This window comes from Cupriavidus oxalaticus (genome assembly GCF_038900635.1).
GTDB lineage: Bacteria > Pseudomonadota > Gammaproteobacteria > Burkholderiales > Burkholderiaceae > Cupriavidus > Cupriavidus oxalaticus_B.
This window is the reverse complement of sequence record NZ_JAYMRX010000001.1, coordinates 600,753-622,058: the sequence shown is the minus strand read 5'-3', so window position 1 is coordinate 622,058 and position 21,306 is coordinate 600,753. Positions and strand designations below refer to the sequence as shown.

Here is a 21,306-nt window from a genome sequence, read left to right as displayed (position 1 = left end):
TACTATTCTGCTGCGAGTTCTACTATCCGAGTGTAGGCGGGGTCCAGGAAGTCATGCGCCACCTGGCCGAGCGACTCGTGCAACGGGGCCATCACGTGACCGTTGCCACGACACGTCTGGCTGAGCGCGACTTCACCGAGCACAACGGCGTGCACATCGTCGAGTTCGGCGTGACCGGCAACTCGGTGCGCGGCATGCACGGCGAAGTGGAGCGTTACCGGGACTTCGTGACGGCCTTCGATGGCGATGCGCTGATGATCAAGGCTGCGCAGCAGTGGACCTTTGACGCCCTGTGGCCGGTCCTCGACCGTATCCGCGTCCGCAAGGTGTTTATCCCTTGCGGATTCTCCGGGCTATACGAGCCGTCCTACGCCGAGTACTTTGAAGCATTGCCCGATGTGCTGCGCAAGTTCGATCACCTGATCTTCTATGCTGAACGCTATCGGGATATCGACTTCGCGCGGCAGCATCGTCTCGAGCATCACACGATTCTGCCGAACGGGGCGTGCGAGATCGAATTCTCGGTGCAACAGGACAAGATGTTCCGGCGGCGGCACAATATCCCGGATAACAGCTTCGTCTTCCTCACCGTCGGCAGCATCACCGGCGTCAAGGGCCACAAGGAGATTGCCGAAGCGTTTGCCAGACTGCGCAACGGGCGCCGCCATGTCACGCTGATCCTGAATGGCAATCCTCCGCCAGCACCCGCGGTGGTGATTCCCGAGCCGGCGAATGAGGGGGCGGGGACCAAGGAGTCATCCGCCGCGGCCAAGGCAGCGAAGCGGGTGATCGGTTCTCTCGGACGGCGCGTGCGTCGCGTGTCGGGACTTGCATGGCGTTCGTTCGGTGTCATCCGACGCGAAGGCTGGGCCGGCGTCCGTACCCGCATCTATGCACTTGCAGCAGCGCAGCTTGAAGCTGGCGGGCACATCAACTGGCTGCCGGGCCGCATGCGCAGGGCTGCAGATCCCATTCGGTTTTGGGTGGATCGCGCCAGCGGGCAAGCGAACAAGCAAGTGCTGAAGATCAATCTGGGGCGTCAGGAACTGGTCCAGGCGTACATGAACGCCGACCTGTTCGTGTTTGCATCGAATATCGAATACTCGCCTCTGGTCCTGTTCGAAACCGCCGCGGCTGGAACACCTTTCCTTTCGGTTCCCGTTGGCAACGCCGACGAGATCGCGCGCTGGACCGGTGGGGGTGTGATATGTCCCGCGCCCAAGGACGAGCGGGGCTATACCCGTGCCGTTCCGGAGCAGTTGGCGGCCGAGATGAAGCGCTTGATGGAGTCGCCCACCCAGCTCGCGGAACTCGGCGACGTAGCGCGCGCGCGCTGGCAGCAGCAATTCACATGGGCGCGCATAGCCGATCGCTACGAGGCGATCCTGCGCGGTGCGCAAGCTGTCGAAATGAAGCAATTTGTGGCCTTGTCGTCGCGATCATGAGGGCTGTGTTCGCCTTCAGGGATGAAGGCCGGAGAGGGTGGATCTACCATGCGTAGTTGTGTAATTGGCGGTGGCGGTTTTATTGGCCAGTGGCTTGTGCGGGAACTGCTTGCTGCAGGTCGGGACGTGCTTGTGCTGGGCCGGCGTGCCGAACGCCCTGCCGGGCTGCCTGACGCCGTTGCATATGGGTCGGTTGCCCAGGAAAACGTGAACTGGCTCGACAAGCTGGCGGGCGTCGACGAGGTGATCGACCTCGCCTACGCCACCGTGCCACAGACCAGCTATGCCGATCCGGTGTTCGACATCCTCGCCAACCTGCCGCCGACGGTCGGCCTACTGGAGGCGGCGCGACAACTGCAGTTGCGTAAGCTCGTGGTGGTTTCCTCGGGAGGCACGGTCTATGGGCATGCCGACACGCTGCCGCTCGTGGAGACCAGCACCACCAACCCGGTCTCGCCATATGGCATCACCAAGCTCACGCAGGAGAAGTATGGGCTGATGTTCCAGCGCCTGCATGGCATACCGGTGAGCATTGTCAGGCCCGCTAACGCATACGGCGTGGGGCAGAAGCCGTTTACGGGCCAGGGCTTTATCGCGACGGCGATGGGAGCGATCCTGCAGCAGCAGGAAGTCACGGTGTTTGGCGAATCGGGCACGGTCCGTGACTACATCCACGTGGCGGATGTTGCCAGAGGCATCGTGGCGGTTTTGGAAAGCGGTGGTGTGGGTGAGATTTACAACGTCGGCTCCGGCATCGGCCGGAACAACCGTGAGGTCCTGTCCGCCATCGAACCGATTGCCGCCAGACACAGGCTTTCGGTCAAGGTCCGTTTCGCGGAAGCGCGGCAGTTTGATGTTTCGGCCAACATCCTCGACAGCACCAAGCTTATGCGTTGCTCGGGGTGGGAGCCGAAGGAGAACTTCGATGCGGGGCTCGCTGCCATGTGGGCTGCTATCGCGAGCGACATGGGGCGGCAGCGCTGATGAATCAGGATTCCGGCATGGCGCCCACTATATCGATCCTGCTTCCGGCGTGGAACGCCGAGCATACGCTTGACCTGGCATTGCGCTCGCTGCTGACGCAGACGTTTGAGGATTTCGAGGTTCTGGTTCTTGATGATGGCTCGACCGACGGAACGGTGGCCGTGGCCAAAGGTATCGCCGATCCGCGCGTGCGCGTCATTGAGGACGGTCGCCGGTTGGGCCTTGCGCGGCGGCTCAACGTTGGCATCGATATGGCGTGCGGTCGCTATATTGCGCGCATGGATGCGGACGACGTGAGTTTTCCCGAGCGCTTCGCGCGACAGGTGGGCTTTCTCGATGCGCACCCGGATGTCGATCTGGTAGGTTGCCGTGCCGTGGCTTTCCGCAGCGATGGCGAAATCCTTGGGCTGCTGCCATTTGCCGGTTCGCATGAAGCCATGTGCGCTCGCCCGTGGCGAGGAATCCCGTTACCTCACCCGGGCTGGATGGGACGTCGTGAGTGGTTTATCCGCTATCACTACGGCTTGCCTGAAGTCATGCGCGCGGAAGATCAGGAACTGCTGTTGCGAAGCCATGCCGAAAGCCGCTTTGCATGCTTGGAAGAGGTCCTGCTGGGGTATCGTCAGGGAAGCTTCAACCTGCGCAAGACCCTGCTGGCACGTCGATCGCTGCTGGCCGCACAGCTCAGGTATTTCGTCGGGCAGCGCCAGATGTCGTATGCGCTCGGCGCACTCGCGCTGACTGCCGCGCGCGTTGCCGTGGACGTGCTGGCCTCCTTGCCGCGTGCAGACAGGCTTTACTTCGTGCGCATGTCGGAGCGACCGCCATCGGAAGCTGTCCGGATACTGCGCAGCAGCCTGGATCGATGTGACGCGCTTTCGCGCGCATAGGCCCAGCTGAATTGGCGGGGTGGACGCAGCCTATGCCCGTCCCATGACACGCCGCGCGATGACGCGACTTGCACGCGACAGCGCTGCGCTCACCCGGCCTTCGACATACCAGCACAGCATCAGCGCGGCATTGCAGCGGGCGTCGGCCTGCTTTAGCGCCTTGCGATTCTTGAGCAGGAACCGCGCAGTGTTGTACAGCGCATAGGCTTCATAGGAAAGGCGCCCGCGTCCCCGGGCGCCGCCGGTTGCCTGCGAGGGCGGCAGGTTGATCTGCAGCGCCCGCGGCTCGTACGTGATCCTGCATCCCCGTGCGCGCGAACGCACCAGGAAATCGGTTTCTTCACGATAGCAGTTGCCGACGTATTGCGTGTCGAAGTCAATTGCCTTGGCTGCTTCAGTGCGAATCAGGAACGATGCATGGCAGACCGGCACTTCGAGCGGGCCGTGTGCCAGTGCCGCAAAGTCAAACTCCAGCCTGGTCAGGTTGACCACTTGGTCGACCGTGACTGCGGTCTTGCGCCGGGCGATGACAGCGGCCTCGGTATCCTTGTCGTCGCAAAGGTAGAGCGCGGATGCCCCAACGATATCGCTTGAGGTTTCTCGTGCCGTCTGCAGGAGGATGGCCAGAGCGCCCGGGCTCAGCATCGAGTCATCGTCACCGAAATAGATGAATTCAGTGCGCGCGAGTGCCTTGCCCCGGTTCTTGGAGGTGGTTTGCTTGCCGTTGACGTCGTTGCGCAAATACGTCACCTGCGGAAAACGCTCCATTAGCTGCTTCGCCACGCGAGACGTATCGTCCGGCGAACAATCGTCCACGAGAACCAGCTGTGCTACTTCAGGCTGGAGGTAGGAAGGAATCGTCCGTTCAAGCAGATGGGCGCGCTTGTAGGTTGGGACGACGACGGTTACCTTAGGCAGGCTGTCTGACATGAACCTTGGCGATAACGTGGACGAGTGCGGCAAACAGTGCGGCCTTGAGCAGCGGCACCACAAAGAACAGTTGGTTCTCGCGCGGCACCAAGAGGAAGAACGGCAGTGTAGCGGCAAAAACAAACAAGCCACGCTGTGACATCTGTGCGGCGCGATAGAGCAAGCGCAGGCAGCCTCCTGTGAACAATCCGGCAACGAGCGGTCCAAACACGGGCGAGTAGAGCATCGACTCCGCCACCGCCGAGCCGCCCATGCCCTTGCCGTTCAAGTACATTTCTGCGTCGACAATAAAGGACACTCGGTGCGCGAGGCTTGCGGTTTGATGCGCAAAATCCAGGGTTTGTCCCAGCGGGAGATCGCCAAGATAGCGGTGGTAGCCATCAATAAACAGGGCAAATGTCGACCGGACGCCGTCGACAAAGGGAACGAATGACGCCAGGTTCTTCAACGTCGAGACTACGAAAATAAGGCTGACACCCTGGCCGTAGAAAAAGCCAAAGAATGCCTCAAAAGGGTCGGCTGAAATGGCGGTCGCAACAGGCATACCCATGCGGACGCGCCCGACGATGTCGGCGACCAGGGCCATTCCGATTGCCGCGCAACCTGCTTTCCACAATGACACCTTGATCTGCTGTGTCGTAACGAAGAGCCAGGTCAAGGCGATGACCTGCGCCATCGGGATGCCGCGCGCTCCCTTGAACATGTCCAGTAGACAGAGCAGCAGCCCAACACCGTATGCCATGAACGCCAAGCGCAGCCGGGGACGCGATGCCAGGAAGGCAAACACGCAGAGTACAAGCCAGCCGCCAAGCGCATAAGGCAAGCCGCCAGGGCCGCCATACTTGTAGAGCGCGAGATAGTCGCCGCTCCTCCAGGTACCAATATTGACATACACGCGATAAAGCGTGAACGGCAAGAACACTAGGCCGGCGCGCAAGGCAAAGGTGCCGAGATACTCGTCCCGGCGCTGCATGAGTTCGCCCAGCTTGCCTGCGGTAAGCGCGATTCCACAAAGGAACAAGCAAATGGCGGACAGGGCCTTGGATACGAGCACTTCGTCCATCGGGCCCATCAGGAACCAGTCGCCATAGCGGTAGTCCGCCCAACCAGAGATATAGGTGATGAGGAAGCGGCTCACCAGAAACAGGCTGGTCGTGAGACACAACAGCAACGCCGGATTGAACCTGCTCGAAGAGGCTTGACTTGCCCTGTGCACACAGAGAAAGAATGTCAGTGCGGTGATCGGTGCCTGCCAGCTGAGCACGCCATAGGCGCCGCTGATCAGGTTAGCAATGGCAAGCACCAGTATTGCCGCAAAGGAATAATTAGGCATCCTGGGTCCTTAGGAATAAGACGAGTGCAACAGACAGAAGGATGAGGTTCGCGATGGCGTATGCCACCGCCGCACCGGGCAGACCGGCCATGCCTGTGAGTATGTATGTGCCCACCACGAAGCAGGCCGAAAAGGTCAGTTCGAGAGCCCAGGAAAGGCGAAGATTCCTTTGATAGATAAAGAATGCTACCAGCGGCATTGCCAGAGCCTTGAATGCATCCCCGAGCAACTCGATCCACAGCAGTGGCGAAATGCCGGCATATTCTTCAGAGTACAGAATCCTGACGACGATGTCTGCGCCGCCCCACAGGATCGTCACGCCAACCGCAAAACCCGCTGCCACAAGTAATCCATAAGCTGGCAGCTTGGCTTTCAGCGCGAGACGGGGCGTGCTGCTGCGGAATACTTCCGGCAGCAGCACAAAGCTGACCACAGCCTGTGCCATCGCGATCACCGCGTCCGAGATGCGGAACATCCCTTGCCACAGCCCTGCCGCTTCCGGGCTCACCTGCAACGACACGATCTGTCGCACGGCAATGACAGCCGCTGTACCGACGACTGCAGGCGCCAGGGCAATCGCCACATAGGGTGCCAGGGAACGCGCGGCAGCCAGTCCTTCGCCAGTCCGCCCAGCCCCGGCGTGCCAGCGGGTACGAGTGCCGGTAGCCACCGCGATCCAGATCACCAGCGTTGCGGCAAAGCCGGCAACCATCGCATGAACCGCACTTTGCACTGAGCCCGGGGTGACGAATATCCAGTAGCTCAATAGTCCCGTGACGCCGGAGAACGCCGCCACCATGGCATTGAGGCGTGAACGGCCCTGTGCGAGAACTGTGGACTGGATCTGAAGGGCGAGGCCGGCAAGCAATGCCAACGCCAGGGCCGCGACCGGCCCCAGTGCCATGGCACCACTGACAATGCCAAACTGCCGGAATGTCGCATGCCAGATGGCAATGATCACTGGTACGCCCAGCGCAAACAGCATCCCGCCAGTTAGCCAGCGGGCGCGGGCCCGCGCGTCTTGCGACGGCGCGGAAAGCTGTGCGACGAGACCCTGCGAGATGCCACCATTCGCAAATGTGGTGTAGAGGGTGGCAAGGCTGAAGACATTACCCCACGCACCGAAAGCGGCCGGACCCAGTTGCGTGGACAGTATCTTGTTGGCGGCAAGGCCGCAAAGCAACTTCAGGAGAACGCCCAGACCCGAGATCAGCGCGTTCAATGCCATGGAGGCGATGCCAGTGTCTGTAGGGGACTTGAGACGCGGGCCACCAGTCGCGAGGTCATGGCGTTAAACAGGTAACTCGCAAGGAAAAATGCTGACGTAATCTTGCCGAACCCCTCCATCGTGCGCATGATGAACCAGACGGAGTGCGCGGAACGGAATTTGTTCGAGGAGAACGAACGCTTGCGTACGCGGTACCAGGCCAGCGCCTTGGGCAGTCGCTCTCCGCGCAGGCCACCCTTGATAAGTATCGCCCAGGCGGCAAAGTCCTCCGCGACCAGGCCAGGTGGCATGGCGGGAAATACGCCGTCGCCGGCAATTTTCCGCTTAAGCATAACCGCCAGGCATCCGATGCCGCGTCGTGCATTATGGGAAAATAATGTCAGCCGGTTTGGTCCGCAAATCTTTGATAATGGACGGCCGCTGCCGTCTTCAAATGGAATATAGTCGTGATAACTGAAATCCAGGTCATGACTGCGCATAAACCTGACTTGCTGTTCCAGCTTGTTGGCATCCCAGATGTCATCGGCATCGAGAAAGGCAATATACTCTCCCGTTGCAGCCGCAATTCCGGTATTGCGCGCACGCGCGGGGCCATATGCCGTGGGGTTGGTGATAACACGGATGCGCGGATCGGATGCAGCAAGGCGAGCGAGGACGGCGGCCGTCTCGCCATTTGAGCCATCATCGACCAAAATCCATTCGAAATCGGTAAGGCTCTGCTGAAAAATCGAACTGGCGGTCGCGCCAATATACTTCCCGTCATTATGAACGGGCGTAATGACGCTAACCAGTCTGTTCGCGCTCGGTGTGATCATTGTGCAAGGAGAAGCAGTTCCAGTCGACGGGTCTGCGATGCCTGCGAGTATAAAGCATCGAATGCAGCGAATGCTGCATTTCTCAGGGAGGCCCGATCGCCGGTTTGTAAGATTCTGTGAAGGTTCTGTGTCATTTCGGCCACATCATCCACCACGCATATAGCTTGACGATAGCGGTCGTCGGAGAGCATCGCCTCATATCCGACGGCTGCATTAGGCATGCAGATCACCGGAAGGCCGAAGGACAAAGCTTCGGCGACCTTGGTCTTCATGCCGCTGCCCCAACTCACGGGGGCGAGGTAGACGCTTGCGGAGGCAAAGGCAGCAGACATACGGCCCGGTTCGGGACTGTCGATGACATGCAGCCACCGGTAAGGCTCGGCCATTTCGGCTGCACGCGCGCCCGCAACAACAAACTGGACGGTCGAACCGCTGTCGGTGAACGTCTTTGCCACTTCGGCAAAGTGTCGCAACGCGGTCTGGTTCGGCGCAAAGCCGAAGTGGGCCGTGAACAATACTTGTGCAGGCCGGTCCGTATCCGCCCCTCCGATCATGTCGGGTACCCCGCGAGACAGTGAGATGGGCAATATGCCGGTACGCGCCGGTATGCCATATTCGCTAGCGAACAGTGAGCGATCGGCCTCCGTGATAAAGGTCATGAAATCGGCGGAGCGGCTCGGGGCCTCCGCGTGGCGAATGAGCTGGGTGTCCAGTGCGTCGCACACTCTCTGTAACAAATTTTCGCCTCTGTGCTGGCCCTTCAGCACAGCTTCCACATTGTCGCTCAGAATCCCGAATGTCTTGCCTGGCACGTCTTTTCGGATGCCGGACATGAGCCGGCCGAGGCGCGAGTTGTGGAACAGTATGACGTCCGCATCGCGCGCCTCGCGCGCTAACCTGCTGCGGTAGGTCATCAAGTAGGTGGGACAAAGCCCCAGGCGTGCCACTACATCCCTGAGCTTGTTCTTTTTCAGGTAGATGCGCTTGCAGGAAGCGGGAAATTCGAATTTTTCCGCGCTACCCATGGACTTGCTCATCACTGTAAGCCGGCTAACGGTGGGCGATGCGCATAGCGCCTGGGCCAGAGACCGAAGATAGAGGCCACCGCCGGAAAGCTCCTGAAGCCCATTGGGTGAAATCAGCAGGACGTTCACGAGTTTTTCAGCTGAAGTTGTGCGCGAATTTGGTTGCAGAAGCGCTCGATGGAAAAAGAAGTCTGAATGAATGCGTGCATGGCGCTGGGATCGCTATTCTGTCGCAGACGCTCAAAAATCGGCGTAGTTTGCCTGATGAATTCCTGGCTGTCTGTCGGCAGTTCGCTGACCCAGGGCAGCCCGCGCCGCAAGAACACGTCGCAGGCGCCTACGCGGGTGCCCAACACGCTCACGCCGGACGCGAGCGCCTCGAGCGTGACGAGTTCGAACCCTTCGAACAGGGACGGCAGCACCATGATGTCAATCATGTCGTAGAACGTTGACATCTGATCTGGGAGAAGGCCGGGAAGGATTTTGATGCCCGGAATGACCCTCAGTGCGGGCGGCACCTCGCTGGTCGTCGCTATGACCAGCTGCATGTCCGGCCGGGTGCCGACCCATTGCGCTATTTCAATCAGGTACGGCAAGCCTTTGCCATATTCAAGCCGTCCCGCGAAGCCAAGCCGGACGACGCCATCGATGAATTTCTGTCTGGCGTGGAACAGCGAGGCATCAATGCCATTATGTATCACAAGGCACTTCTCGGCGGGTACCCCGTGATGATTGACACACAGGTCGCGTACGACTTCGGAAACGCAAATTACCCTTTGGGCAAAATGCATGGTGAGACCTTCGAGGCGCGCCAGGATGCGCATCCCCAGGAAACGGTTGCCCGACTTGGCGAGGGCACGAATATAGCCGGCGGCAGATCCGTGGACGATTACCGCATCGGCCGGGTAGAGGGGTGTGTACGAGGAATTTGAAATGGTCAGGAACTGGCCGCCGAATAATCTTTTCACCCATAGCCACAGGGAGGCGGCGACCGGAAAGGCGAACTGCGCAAGCCGCGTTCCGCGCAGGAATTGTGGTAAAACCATGGTTTCGTCGACCAGGGTTACTTTGGCGGCATATGTTGTCAGGTCATTCTGGAGCAGCTGTACGACGCGCTCGACGCCGCCCATGTTATTTACCCCGTTACGCGATACAAGAAAAATAGGCGAGAGCATGGAAAATACTGTAGTCGTGCGGTTGCACAACGCGGAAGGCAGGCCCTACCATCGGGGCGTCACGATGTGCAGCCAAATTGGCTGACTGCCGCCGGCTTCAATAGCCGAAGTCCGGACCCGGGCCCGGGCGGGACGTCGACATTCTACGCGATCGCCGATGCGCCCCCGGGGTGTTACTGATTTCTGTTGAGTTTTCATGTTCGAACTATTCTGGCTCCCCGCAATCGCGGCCTTTTTGAGTGCCGGTGCCGTACTGATTCTGCGTCCATTGGCAACACGCGGCGGGTTGCTTGACCACCCTGGTGGCAGAAAGCGGCACGAAGGCTCGACTCCGCTGGTCGGTGGCATCGCGATCCTGATCGCGATCTGGGTATCCACGGCAATGTTTGTGCGCGGCTATGATCAGTACACCCCGCTTTACGTTGGCCTGACGCTGCTTGCCCTGGTTGGACTGTTCGACGACCTGAATGGCATTCCGCCAGTGAGCAAGCTGGCATTTCAGTTCACCGCGGCCATCCTGATGACCTCGTGGGGTGAGGTGTACCTGCATTCGCTAGGAGACCTTCTCAGCAAGCGGGACGTTATCCTGCATGCTTGGGGGATCCCGCTGACCCTGCTGGCTGTTCTTTCCGTAGTCAATGCCATCAACATGACCGACGGCATGGATGGCCTTGCGGGAGGGCTTTCGTTTATCGTTTTCGGCTGGTTTGCCTGGTTGGCGAACGATATCGGCAACCCAGGCGCCTACAGAATCTGTCTCCTCGTATGTGGCGCCATTGCCGGATTCCTGTTGTTTAACATGCCAAGTCCCTTGCGTCGCCGGCTGGTTTTCCTGGGCGATGCGGGAAGCCTCATGCTTGGCTATGGCATCAGTTGGTTCTCCGTCGAGCTTTCGCAAAAGGAGTACAACCCGGGCGGCCCCGTGCCGCCGGCGGTTATGCTGTGGGTAGTTGGGCTGATCCTGATTGATCTGCTTGCGGTCGTATTGCGCCGCGCCATCCAGGGCAAGAACCCGTTGGCTGCTGATCGTACCCACCTGCATCACCTGTTGCTGCGTATGGGCCTGAACAGCAAGCAGGCGGTCTGGGTCCTTCTGATCGGCAATTTCCTTCTCGGCCTGATCGGCGTGGTGGCGTGGAAGCAGGGCGTGCCGGAGTCAATCCTCTTTATTGCCTTTCTGGTGCTTACAGGCGTGCACCTGCTGATCATGCAACGGGCATGGATTGTTATCCGCTGGATACGTCGGCTCCGCTCGCGATAGTCCCCCGCAGCTTTCGCGCCTGGCGCCACATCCACAGACCGGTCAGCATGGCAAGTGCGTTGCCTGCCGTGTAGCCAAGGATGGCGCCAAGCGCGCCGTACCGCGGGATCAGCGCCAGATCGACGGCAACAGTTGCCAGCAATGCAAGGCCCCATTTGACGGCAATCCATGCAGGTCTGCGAAGGTAGACGGCAAGAACAGTGAACCCGACGTCGGCAAAGATCAAGGGCGACGCGAGGGCGGTCAGACGCAGCAGCGAACCGGCCTCGGCAAAGGCCGCGCCGTATAACAGGTGGACGATCCAAGGCGCCAGGAGAACCAGGACTGCCGCGCCGGCTGCCCCTACGACAGTGCTGAAGATTGCAAGCTTCAGTACATTGCGAATGCCCACAGCGGCATCCCGCGAATACACATAGAGCGGCGCGATGCCGCTTGCCAGGATGGTGGCGAGGGTGGTGTAGTTGTCCACGATCTGCATCGCTGCGGCATACGATGCAAATTCTGCTGACGGGACGTGCGGCCGCAAGATCAGCTGATCGACTCGGCGGGCCGCCATCATCATCATGAAGCTGATCCAGAACAGCGATCCGTCGCGAAAAAGTTGTCGGGCTAGCTGGCGGTCGAATGCGACGGCATGCCGTGGCATATGTCCGCGATAGAACGCGGCGAGCAGGATCGCAGCCAGCAGAGGTTCCAGCACAAATGCAGTCGCGTAGGCGCCCACTGCATGGATTCCAGCGGCGGCAAGCGCGATCACCGCACCTGTCTTCAAAGCCAGGGAGACGAGGCTGATCAGTACGGTGGGTCGGGTTCGGGTGTGCGCCTGCGTCCAGGCTGTCACGACGCCAGATGGCTCGCGCAGCAGGATTGCAATGCCGAGGATCAATGCCGGTTGCAAGCTATCGTGCGCATGCGCAGAAATGGCGAGGAAGCTGCAAACCAGCAAGTAACCACAGCATGAGGCCAGCAAGCGAAGCCGGAATACATGGGCGAGAAGTCGATGTTGCGCTACGGCGTCCGCTACCGCCACAAGCCGGGGTACGACAACTTCGCCACCGCATACCAGAGCTACAGACGCTCCGATGAGAACCAGTGATTGAGCATATTGGAACGCTGCAAATCCGTCCGTCCCGAGCGTCCGCGCCAGGATCGCCACGATGCCGATGCCCGCAATGACTTGCGCACAACGGTCGAACAGCATCCACCCTACATTGCTCGCTATGCGCCAGTGCATGGGGACGTGCTGCGCGCGCGCGCGGGCGCTTTCTCGCAAAACTCGCGATAGAGCGACAGCCAGCGGTCGGCGGCAGCGGTAATCCCGAAATGCGCCGCAATTCGTTGTCGGCGAACCTCGTCCAGGCCATGCACGCGCGTCTCTGCGGCTAGCGATTGCGTCATCGCCCGCGCCAGTGCTTCGGTATCGCCGATTGGAACGATGGTGCCGATATCTCCCATCAACTCTTTGACACCTGGCGCAGAGGTGGCGACGACCGGCCGCCCGCATGCCAGCGCCTCGCCTATCACCAGTGGCATCCCCTCAAGGCGAGACGAGAGTACGAAAAGATCTGCCGCATTGAGCAAGGCCGGGATATCGTTCCTTGTGCCCAGCAACGTAACGGCATCGCCCAATCCATACTCGGCAATTCGCGCCTGGATTGCCGTGCGCTCCGGTCCATCGCCGGCGATGAAAAGCCGGGTCGGGACGGATCGGTCCATTCGATGGAAGGCATCGATCAGGGATACTTGCGCCTTCTCCGCGGCCAGGCGGCCGATAGTCAGGATCAGTCGCGTGCCCGGATCGATGCCGAGGCGGGCACGAGTCTGGTTGCGCAGTGACAGGTCCGGCCTAAAGCGCTCTGTGTCAATGCCGTTGTACATTACCCGCACGCGGGAAGGGCTGACGGCTCTTGCACGAATCATCTCTGCACGACTGGCTTCACTGACTTGCGTCGTCAGCGCGCACCAGCGGTCCGTGAGGCGATAGCAGAGCATCCTTAGCCGGCCACCCTCCGAGAAGCTATGTGCGGCACAGAGCAAAGGGGGCAGTGAGCTGATGCGCGACAATGCCCGCGCAAACACGTTCGCATGGAACATATGCGAGTGCACGATGTCTGCTTGCCATTCCGTGGCAAAGCGCCGCGCCGCCCATAGCGCCTTGGCCGTCGACAGGGGCGTCTTACGCAGGTCCAGCATAAGTCGCTCCACGTCCTGGGGCATTGGGACTTCGCAATCCGGAGTCAGGCTGATCAGGCCGACACGATGCCCGCGTGCTATGAATTCTTTCGCCAGGGCCGCAACTTGCTGTTCAGCACCGCCCATGCGCAAGCCGGTTGTCACCAGCAAGATACGCAGGGATGGCAACTGAGCGGAAGTTTCGGGCTGGTTCAACGCGCACCATATCCGGTAAGCAAGGTTCGCAAGGTCTTGACCGCGATCAAGAGGTCCAGGGCAAACGAGCAGTGCTTCACATAGTAAAGATCGTAGCTCAGCTTCGTCACGGTCTCTTCGTGAGTACCTACATAGCCTTGCTGGACTTGTGCCCACCCCGAAAGGCCCGGCCGGACCAGGTGACGATACGGGTAGTAGGGAATGCTCTGCGAAAACTGCTCGACCATGGGCACCTGTTCCGGCCGTGGCCCGATCAGACTCATGTCACCGGTCAGCACGTTCCATAGTTGCGGGATTTCGTCGAGCCGGTATTTGCGGATGACGCGTCCGACCCGCGTAACGCGGGGATCCTGCTTTTTGGCGAATTGCGCAGGAGCGTCGTCTTCGGTGGTCATGCTCCGGAACTTGAGCATGACGAAGGGACGGCCGAAGAGGCCAACGCGCATCTGGCGAAATACAGCAGGTCCTTTGGACTCCAGACGAACAGCAAGTGCTACGAGGACGCTTGCTGGCAGGGCAAGCGGCGCCATTGCCATTACCGCCAGGATGTCCATCAGCCGCTTCAGGTAGCCGTAGAAGTAATGCTTGGCGTAGTCGTCGAGGAAATTTTCATCGATATGCGCCAGTCCCACGCGTCCGGTAAGCATTTCTCCGACGCGTTCGACCGAATACATTCGGACATGGGTGAGCTTAAGGAGCGATAGCTTCCGGGTTCGCTCCGGATCGGCAACGGCATGCCGGTCCACCATCAGTGCGTCGCAACCGATGGCCTCCTGCAGGGAATGAATGGGCTCGAACCGGTTTGGGCTTGGCGGGGCCGCGCCCGGCATGTTCAGGATCTGCTCGAGCTGCGCGAGCGTCGCGGGGTCGGTGTATCCAAACACCGGCACATAGTTGCGAACGAATAGACGATAGCCAAACCACGTCCATACCAGGGTGCCAAAATAGCTGAGCAACAACGCAACTCGCGAGTACTCAAGCCGGAGCACGGCGAAGCATAGCAGCAGGGTTACGAATGCCAGCGTTACCGACAGGCCAACCAGGCTGTTTCCCTCAACGGGCGGCAGATGAAGCGAGCGCAGCATCAATGTGAGGGCAAAGAGATATGCAGCGCCCGACCAAAGCAATGTGCGAGTGAAGAGGACGGTAACAATGCCGGTCTGGCGCAAGCCTTCCACGGCTAGCATGGCCAGGCCGAGTAGGATCAGCCCCACCAACGCCCAGCCGACCATCCGGCTGGAGCGCCTGATGAGTTCTGAACCTCGCGCGCGGACCGTCGGTGGAGGAGGGGAAAAGCTATTAGGTTTTGTCATTAGTGAATCTAGCCACACATTCACACGCGTTGTGGGTGCGTCACTGTACGGATTTACAAAATTTTGCAGCTGCAACTTCTTGCTTGCTCTCACTACCCGACTGCCGTCAAAAGGATCGAAAATGTGCAGTGTACAAGTGTGCAGGGCTACGGCCTTTGGCTTTCAATGCGCTGCCTGCAGGGCATTTGGGCCTGATCCGCAATCGTGGCGCACGGATTATAACCGCGGGACAATAAGCGATCTATTGATGTGCGCCAGAGAGCATTGACGGCGCTACGAACGCTGTAGGTAATTTATGTGTCACATTTAGGGCGGTGACCAGTTTCCTCTTCAGGCACAATGCTGCTGTGCAAGATCAGTGATTTGAAGGTATGCCAAACATCAACCCTACCGAAACACTCATGCCAATTGATTCTTCTATCTTTAAGGCTTACGACATTCGCGGCATCGTGGGTACAACCCTCACCCGCGACGTTGCACGCCAGATCGGCCACTCGTTCGGTTCGGCAGCCGCCAAATTGGGCGAAAAAACGGTAGTCGTCGGACGCGACGGACGCCTTTCGGGTCCGGACCTCATCGCTGGCCTGGTAGAGGGCCTGCGCGCCGCCGGCCTCGACGTCATCGACCTCGGCATGGTCGCCACCCCCATGGTTTACTTCGCCACCAACACCGAACTCGACGGCGTCCGCCCCACCTCCGGCATCATGGTCACCGGCAGCCACAACCCGCCCGACTACAACGGCTTCAAGATGGTCCTCGCGGGCCAGGCCATCTACGGCGAGCAGATCCAGGCCCTGCGCCAGCGCATCGAAGCCGGCAACTTCAGCAGCGGCGCCGGCACCTACAAGCAGGTCGATGTGCGCCAAAAGTACCTCGACCGCATCACCAGCGACGTCAAGCTTGCCCGCCCGATGAAGATCGCCCTTGATGCCGGTAACGGCGTTGCCGGCGCCTTCGTCGGCGACCTGTTCCGCGGCCTGGGCTGCGAAGTGACCGAACTGTTCTGCGAGGTCGACGGCAACTTCCCCAACCACCACCCCGATCCGGCGCATATCGAGAACCTGCAGGACCTGATGAAGACCCTGCGCGAGACCGACTGCGAGCTGGGTCTGGCCTTCGATGGCGACGGCGACCGGCTGGGCGTGGTGACCAAGGACGGGCAGGTGATCTTCCCGGACCGCCAGCTGATGCTGTTTGCCGAAGAGATCCTTGCGCGCAATCCGGGGGCGCAGGTGATTTACGACGTGAAGTGCACCGGCAAGCTGGCCCCGTGGATCCGCGAGCATGGCGGCGAGCCGCTGATGTGGAAGACCGGCCATTCGCTGGTGAAGGCGAAGCTGAAGGAAACAGGTGCGCCGATCGCCGGCGAGATGAGCGGCCACGTGTTCTTCAAGGACCGCTGGTATGGCTTTGACGATGGCCTGTACACGGGCGCTCGCCTGCTGGAGATCCTGTCGCGCCACGCCGATCCGAGCGCGGTGCTGAACGCGCTGCCGAACGCCAACAACACGCCGGAGCTGCAGCTCAAGTGCGCGGAAGGCGAGCCCTTCACGCTGCTCGACAAGATCAAGGCGAACGCGAAGTTCGAAGGCGCGCGCGAGGTGAACAAGATCGATGGCGTGCGCGTGGAATACGCGGATGGCTTCGGCTTGGCGCGTCCGTCTAACACCACGCCGGTGGTGGTGATGCGTTTCGAGGCGGACAACGACGCCGCACTGGCGCGCATCCAGGCCGAGTTCAAGCGTGTGATCCTGGCCGAGAAACCGGATGCTCAACTCCCGTTCTGAGCGCACGGCGGTGCCGCCGGCATCGCCGGCTTCGGATGCCGTCGGCGCGGCCGGCGTGGCGCAGCCCATGCCGGCCGCGGTGCCGTTCACGCTCCCGGAGCGGCCGCGCATCCTGCTGGTCAAGGTGTCGTCGCTCGGCGACGTTGTGCACAACATGCCGCTGGTGCACGACCTGCGCGCGCGCTGGCCCGGTGCCGAGATCGACTGGGTGGTGGAAGAGGGCTATGTGGACTTGGTGCGCCTGTTGCCCGAGGTGCGACGGGTGATCCCGTTCGCGCTGCGGCGCTGGCGCAAGCGCATCCTGCAGGGCGCGACCTGGCAGGAGATCGGTGCCGTGCGCGACGGCTTGCGCCAGGAGCGCTACGACGCCGTGATCGAAAGCCAGGGCCTGCTCAAGACCGCGGTGGTGGCGCGCGTGGCGACCCGCGCGCCGGGTGCACCGATCATCGGCTTGGGTAATGCGACACAGGGCTCGGGCTATGAGCCGGCGGCGCGCCTGTTGTACACGGACGCGGTGCGCGTGCCGCGCCAGACCCATTCGGTGCAGCGCTCGCGACTGCTGGGCTCGGCGCTAACAGGGATCGCGCCGTCGGAGCCGCCACGGTTTTTCGGGCCGGCGGCGCAGTCGCTGCATGTCGATGACCCGTTGTGGGCGGACTTGCCGGCCCGCTATGCCGTCTGCTTCCACGCGACGGCGGGGGCGCGCAAGAAATGGGCGGTGCGGAACTGGCACGCGCTGGGCAACCGCCTGGCCGCCGAAGGGTTGACCATGGTGCTGCCCTGGGGCAACGACAAGGAGCGCCAGGCCGCCGAAGAGATTGCCGCTGGCGTGCCGCAGGCCCGGGTATTGCCGAAGTTCTCGGTGATGCAGGGCTTTGGCCTGATCAACCGTGCCGAAGTGGTGATCGGGGTCGATACTGGCCTGGTCCATATCGCGGCGGCCTTGTGCCGGCCGACGGTGGAAATCTATACCGCCACGTGGCGCTGGAAGACCGAAGGGTACTGGTCCGAGCGCATCGCCAACGTCGGCGACGACGGCATGGTGCCATCGGTCGATGAAGTCTACGAGGCCGCCTGCTGCGTGCGCGGGGTCCCTGCCTGATGCTGCGCCTGATCTATAGCTTGTTGTGGGTGGCGGTGCTGCCGCTGGCGCTGTTGCGGCTGGCATGGCGCGCGCGCAAGGAGCCCGGCTACCTGCACCATGTCGGCGAGCGGCTGGGCGTCTATGGCAGCCTGCCGAACCAGGGGCCGTGGCTGTGGGTCCACGCCGTGTCCGTTGGCGAGACCCGTGCCGCGCAGCCGCTGATCGAGTCCTTGCTCGGCGCCTATCCGCACCACCGCCTGCTGCTGACGCACATGACGCCGACCGGGCGCCAGACCGGCGCGCAGTTGTTCGGCAACGAGCCGCGCATCCTGCAGTGCTACCTGCCGTACGACCTGCCATGGCTGGTGCGGCGGTTTTTGCGGTATTTCCGGCCCGAGGCGGGGATGCTGATGGAAACCGAGGTGTGGCCCAACGTGGTGCGCGGCGCGCGCAAGGCGGGCGTGCCGTTGTACCTGGTCAATGCGCGCCTGTCGCCGCGCAGCTTCCGGCGCACGGCGCGCTTCGGGCGCGCGGCTTCGGCGATGTACCGCGACTTCGCGGGTGTGCTGGCGCAGACTGCTGGCGATGCCGAGCGCTTCCGCGCGCTGGGCGTGCCGGCGGTGCAGATCACGGGCAACCTCAAGTTCGACATGCAGCCGCCGCCGGCGGGCATGGCGCTGGGCGAGCGGCTGCGCAAGGCCTTCAATGGGCGCCAGGTGCTGGCCGCCGCCAGTACCCGCGAAGGCGAGGAGCCGCTGCTGCTCGACGCCTTCTCGCGCTGGCGGGCGCTGGCCGGCGACGTGCCGCGCCCGGCGTTGCTGCTGATCCCGCGCCATCCGCAGCGCTTCGATGAAGTGGCGGCGATGGCCGGGCGCGCGGGGTTCTCGGTGGCGCGCCGCAGTGCGCTAAATCTCGACGGCGAGACGGTATCAGTGGACGCGGATATCCTGCTGGGCGATTCGATGGGCGAAATGGCGATGTACTTTGCCGCGTCGGACCTCGCCTTTATCGGCGGCAGCCTGCTGCCACTGGGCGGACAGAACCTGATCGAGGCGTGCGCGGTCGGCACGCCGGTGCTGATCGGTCCGCATACCTTCAACTTTGCGCAGGCGACCGAAGATGCCATTGCCGCGGGCGCGTGCCTGCGCGTCGACAATGCGGATGAACTGGTGCGCACTGCTGGCAGCGTGCTGGCGGACCGCGCGCGGCTGGCGGATATGCGGGCGCATGCGCAGACCTTCGCCGGGCTGCATCGCGGTGCGACCGTGCGCACGCTGGCGGCGCTGGCGCCAGCACTGGAACACTAGCGGCCAGGTCGGGGTTGCACCGCCGCAGCCGATGGCGTCCTGACCAGCGCATCCCACTGCAGCGCGATCCGTTCGAGCGCAAAGCCGGCGGCCTTGCGGCGCCCGGCGTCGGCAAGCCGGGCGGCAGTCGCCGGCTCGCGGATCACGGTCAGCAGCGCTTGCGCAAGCGCATCCACATTGCCTGTCGCGACCACCAGCGCGTCGTGCCCGGGCGCAAGCAGTTCGCGCGGGCCGGTCTCGCAATCGGTCGAGACGATGGGCAGGCCAAACGCCATGGCTTCAATCAGCACCAGCCCGAAGCCTTCGTATCGCGAACTCAGGCAGAACACCGACGCACGCCCGTACGCCTGCTCCGGATCGTGGCAGATACCCGGCATGCTGACGCGGTCCTGCAACCCTAACTCAACGATCAGCGCGGACAGGGCAGGGCGTTCCTCGCCCTCGCCGTGGATCAGCAATTGCCATCCCGGCGCCTGCGCGGCGACCTGCTGCCAGGCATGCAGCAGCACGTCGAACCCCTTGGCCGCAACCAGCCGGCCCATGGCGAGCACGGTTTGCTGCGTGCGCGGCGCGGGTTCCGGCGGCATCGGGAATGGCAGTGGGTTTGGCAGGCAGACGATATCGCTGCGCGGCCGCAGTGCTTCGCGCCAGCGCTGGCGATCCCGTTCCGTCAACACCACGACCTGCCGGCAGAAGCGTGCCGCGAGCCGCCGCGCCAGTTTGCGCGCCGGCTTGCCGAGGTCCTCGTCGAAGTGGCAATGCTCCCAGGCGATATGGTGCAGGCCCAGGCCAGCGGTGGCGGGCAGCACGAACAGCGCGAGCATGGTGTCGACCTGCACCAGCACTTCGGTCCGGTGCGCAAGGCAATGGCGGCGGATGCCCGCCACGGTGGCCAGGTAAGCCCGCTTGAACGAAGGCCGTTGCGCAAACAGCGCTTCATGCCGGATGCGCGGGTCGAGCGCGAACTGGCTGTCCTGGTCCCACAGGCTCAGAATGGTCACGTTATGGCCGAGCGCGGCCAGCGCATTGGCGAGCGTCGCCGTCATGCGTTCGGCGCCGGCCATGGCGTTCAGCGTGCCGGTCAGGAAGCAGATGTTGCGGCCGGAAGGCGGGATATGCGTGGTGGTGAGCAAGGCGATCAGCGCGAGCCGAGTTGTATTGAGGTACTCGGAGACATGAAGGGCCGCGCCCGGCATCCGGCCGCGGCGAGACATGGGGCGCACGTTACACTAGACGGCAGCATTGTGCAGCCGGCAATGCTGAAACTTGCATGAATCCGCCAGGCTCTAAGCCAGCATGAAGCGCGGACGCTGCCCTGCGATCGTCAATCGCTTGCCAGCGGCGTTCCCGCCCAAGTCACAGGAGCTTTCCGAAAATGCAGACACCCCTTCGCGATATATGCCGGAACGTCGGCCGGAGCATCGGCCTGCGCAGCGCGGCCATTGCGCTCGCGGCCGCCGCCACACTTGCCGCCTGCGCCACCGCGCCTGCCCCAGGGCTGCCCAGCGCCGGCGCCAACCTCAACCAGACGCAGCCGTCCGGTCCCAGCCGCTGGGAACTGGTGCGCTGGCAGCAGGCCGACGGCACGCTGCGCGAGATCCCGCATGGCGATAACGGCGAGCCCGTCATCTTCGAGTTCAGCGATGGCATCGATGCCGCGCAGGGCACTGTCAGCGGCACCAGCGGCTGCAACCGCTTTACCGGCAGCTACGGCAAGACGGACACCGGCGTGCGTTTCGATCGCGTCGCCGGCACGCGCATGGCCTGCCCGCCGCCGCGCATGGAACTGGAATCGGCGTTGCTCAAGGCGATGCAGGCGTCGCTTACCACCGTCGGCACGCAGCCGTCGGCGGGCAGCACTGGACGGCAGGTTATCTGGAAGACCGCCAGCGGCGACCTGCTGCAGTTTGCCGAGCGCGAAGGCGTGGGCAGGCGTGGCGCGAGCGCTGCGGCGGGCGGCGTGGAGAAGATCGTCTATATCGATTCGCAGCGCGTGGAGTGTTCGGGCGTCGGCAAGATGATGTGCTATCGCTGGCGCGAGTCGCCGGACGCGCCGTGGCAGCTCTGGTATGGGCCGATCGAGGGGCTGGATTTCGAGCAGGGGGTTTCGTACAAGCTGCGCGTGCGCGAATACCAGGTGCCGAACCCGCCGGCGGATGCGTCGTCGATACGGTGGCAGTTGTTGAAGGTGGAGTCGCGGACGCGGGCGCAATAGCTGCTGGTTTGCTCCCCTCTCCCATTTATGGGAGAGGGGCGGGGGAGAGGGCCAGCGCCTCAACGAAGTGAGAGGTCATCGTGCTTGCCATACGCCTGCCCTCTCCCCCTGCCCCTCTCCCGCAAG

Annotated in this window: 18 protein-coding genes; 8 read left to right on the top strand and 10 right to left on the bottom strand. The window is 62.2% G+C overall.

Annotated elements, in window-relative coordinates:
• Nucleotides 1–53 precede the first annotated feature (53 nt).
• Genes VSR71_RS02900 through VSR71_RS02890 form a run of 3 tightly spaced genes read left to right on the top strand, consistent with a single transcriptional unit; the run spans nucleotide 54 to nucleotide 3,319 of the window.
• Nucleotides 54–1,445: a glycosyltransferase family 4 protein gene (locus VSR71_RS02900; protein ID WP_428979336.1), complete on the top strand. Its 1,392-nt coding sequence runs from the start codon at nucleotides 54–56 to the stop codon at nucleotides 1,443–1,445.
• Nucleotides 1,446–1,466: 21 nt separating this feature from the next.
• Nucleotides 1,467–2,429, top strand: a complete 963-nt coding sequence (locus tag VSR71_RS02895; protein ID WP_342912416.1) for an NAD-dependent epimerase/dehydratase family protein — start codon at nucleotides 1,467–1,469, stop codon at nucleotides 2,427–2,429.
• Nucleotides 2,429–3,319: a glycosyltransferase family 2 protein gene (locus tag VSR71_RS02890; protein WP_342912415.1), complete on the top strand. Its 891-nt coding sequence runs from the start codon at nucleotides 2,429–2,431 to the stop codon at nucleotides 3,317–3,319. The genes VSR71_RS02895 and VSR71_RS02890 overlap by 1 nt, the downstream gene beginning before the upstream one ends.
• A gap of 30 nt (nucleotides 3,320–3,349) precedes the next feature.
• Here the strand turns inward: VSR71_RS02890 and VSR71_RS02885 are convergent, their stop codons facing one another.
• The 6 genes from VSR71_RS02885 to VSR71_RS02860 are packed head-to-tail and all read right to left on the bottom strand — an operon-like array spanning nucleotide 3,350 to nucleotide 9,825.
• Entirely contained in the window at nucleotides 3,350–4,249 is a 900-nt protein-coding gene (locus VSR71_RS02885) for a glycosyltransferase family 2 protein (RefSeq protein WP_342912414.1), read from the bottom strand.
• A complete protein-coding gene (wzy, locus tag VSR71_RS02880; protein ID WP_342912413.1) occupies nucleotides 4,230–5,582 on the bottom strand; it encodes an O-antigen polysaccharide polymerase Wzy in 1,353 nt (450 codons plus the stop codon). Before wzy ends, VSR71_RS02885 begins: the two co-directional genes overlap by 20 nt.
• Complete coding sequence (locus VSR71_RS02875; RefSeq protein WP_342912412.1) at nucleotides 5,575–6,810, bottom strand: hypothetical protein; 1,236 nt, start codon at nucleotides 6,808–6,810, stop codon at nucleotides 5,575–5,577. Before VSR71_RS02875 ends, wzy begins: the two co-directional genes overlap by 8 nt.
• Nucleotides 6,801–7,625, bottom strand: coding sequence for a glycosyltransferase family 2 protein (locus tag VSR71_RS02870; RefSeq protein WP_342912411.1), 825 nt, complete (start codon nucleotides 7,623–7,625; stop codon nucleotides 6,801–6,803). Before VSR71_RS02870 ends, VSR71_RS02875 begins: the two co-directional genes overlap by 10 nt.
• The gene (locus VSR71_RS02865; RefSeq protein WP_342912410.1) at nucleotides 7,622–8,779 is read right to left on the bottom strand and encodes a glycosyltransferase; all 1,158 of its coding nucleotides are present in this window, start codon (nucleotides 8,777–8,779) and stop codon (nucleotides 7,622–7,624) included. The genes VSR71_RS02870 and VSR71_RS02865 overlap by 4 nt, the downstream gene beginning before the upstream one ends.
• Nucleotides 8,776–9,825 (bottom strand): glycosyltransferase family 4 protein, encoded by a 1,050-nt coding sequence (locus VSR71_RS02860; protein ID WP_342912409.1) that lies wholly within the window; start codon nucleotides 9,823–9,825, stop codon nucleotides 8,776–8,778. The genes VSR71_RS02865 and VSR71_RS02860 overlap by 4 nt, the downstream gene beginning before the upstream one ends.
• Nucleotides 9,826–10,021: 196 nt before the next feature.
• On the opposite strand from VSR71_RS02860, the gene VSR71_RS02855 reads away from it, so the two are divergent.
• Nucleotides 10,022–11,086 (top strand): MraY family glycosyltransferase, encoded by a 1,065-nt coding sequence (locus VSR71_RS02855; protein ID WP_342912408.1) that lies wholly within the window; start codon nucleotides 10,022–10,024, stop codon nucleotides 11,084–11,086.
• Here the strand turns inward: VSR71_RS02855 and VSR71_RS02850 are convergent.
• The 3 genes from VSR71_RS02850 to VSR71_RS02840 are packed head-to-tail and all read right to left on the bottom strand — an operon-like array spanning nucleotide 11,052 to nucleotide 14,706.
• Nucleotides 11,052–12,320, bottom strand: coding sequence for an oligosaccharide flippase family protein (locus tag VSR71_RS02850; RefSeq protein ID WP_342912407.1), 1,269 nt, complete (start codon nucleotides 12,318–12,320; stop codon nucleotides 11,052–11,054). The two genes, VSR71_RS02855 and VSR71_RS02850, sit on opposite strands and share 35 nt — an antisense overlap.
• Nucleotides 12,305–13,474, bottom strand: a complete 1,170-nt coding sequence (locus VSR71_RS02845; RefSeq protein ID WP_342912406.1) for a glycosyltransferase — start codon at nucleotides 13,472–13,474, stop codon at nucleotides 12,305–12,307. The genes VSR71_RS02850 and VSR71_RS02845 overlap by 16 nt, the downstream gene beginning before the upstream one ends.
• The gene (locus VSR71_RS02840) at nucleotides 13,471–14,706 is read right to left on the bottom strand and encodes a sugar transferase (protein ID WP_342912405.1); all 1,236 of its coding nucleotides are present in this window, start codon (nucleotides 14,704–14,706) and stop codon (nucleotides 13,471–13,473) included. Before VSR71_RS02840 ends, VSR71_RS02845 begins: the two co-directional genes overlap by 4 nt.
• 482 nt (nucleotides 14,707–15,188) lie before the next feature.
• Here VSR71_RS02840 and VSR71_RS02835 point away from each other — a divergent pair, with 482 nt between their 5' ends.
• The 3 genes from VSR71_RS02835 to waaA are packed head-to-tail and all read left to right on the top strand — an operon-like array spanning nucleotide 15,189 to nucleotide 18,965.
• Nucleotides 15,189–16,574: a phosphomannomutase/phosphoglucomutase gene (locus VSR71_RS02835; protein WP_342912404.1), complete on the top strand. Its 1,386-nt coding sequence runs from the start codon at nucleotides 15,189–15,191 to the stop codon at nucleotides 16,572–16,574.
• Nucleotides 16,555–17,676, top strand: coding sequence for a lipopolysaccharide heptosyltransferase I (waaC, locus tag VSR71_RS02830; RefSeq protein ID WP_342912403.1), 1,122 nt, complete (start codon nucleotides 16,555–16,557; stop codon nucleotides 17,674–17,676). The genes VSR71_RS02835 and waaC overlap by 20 nt, the downstream gene beginning before the upstream one ends.
• On the top strand, nucleotides 17,676–18,965 hold the full coding sequence (waaA, locus tag VSR71_RS02825; protein WP_342912402.1) for a lipid IV(A) 3-deoxy-D-manno-octulosonic acid transferase: 1,290 nt from the start codon (nucleotides 17,676–17,678) through the stop codon (nucleotides 18,963–18,965). The genes waaC and waaA overlap by 1 nt, the downstream gene beginning before the upstream one ends.
• Here waaA and VSR71_RS02820 read toward each other — a convergent pair.
• Entirely contained in the window at nucleotides 18,962–20,029 is a 1,068-nt protein-coding gene (locus tag VSR71_RS02820; protein ID WP_342912676.1) for a glycosyltransferase family 4 protein, read from the bottom strand. The genes waaA and VSR71_RS02820 overlap by 4 nt on opposite strands.
• Before the next feature lie 311 nt (nucleotides 20,030–20,340).
• Between VSR71_RS02820 and VSR71_RS02815 the strand changes: the two genes are divergently transcribed.
• Nucleotides 20,341–21,180, top strand: a complete 840-nt coding sequence (locus VSR71_RS02815; protein ID WP_342912401.1) for an META and DUF4377 domain-containing protein — start codon at nucleotides 20,341–20,343, stop codon at nucleotides 21,178–21,180.
• Nucleotides 21,181–21,306: the final 126 nt, after the last annotated feature.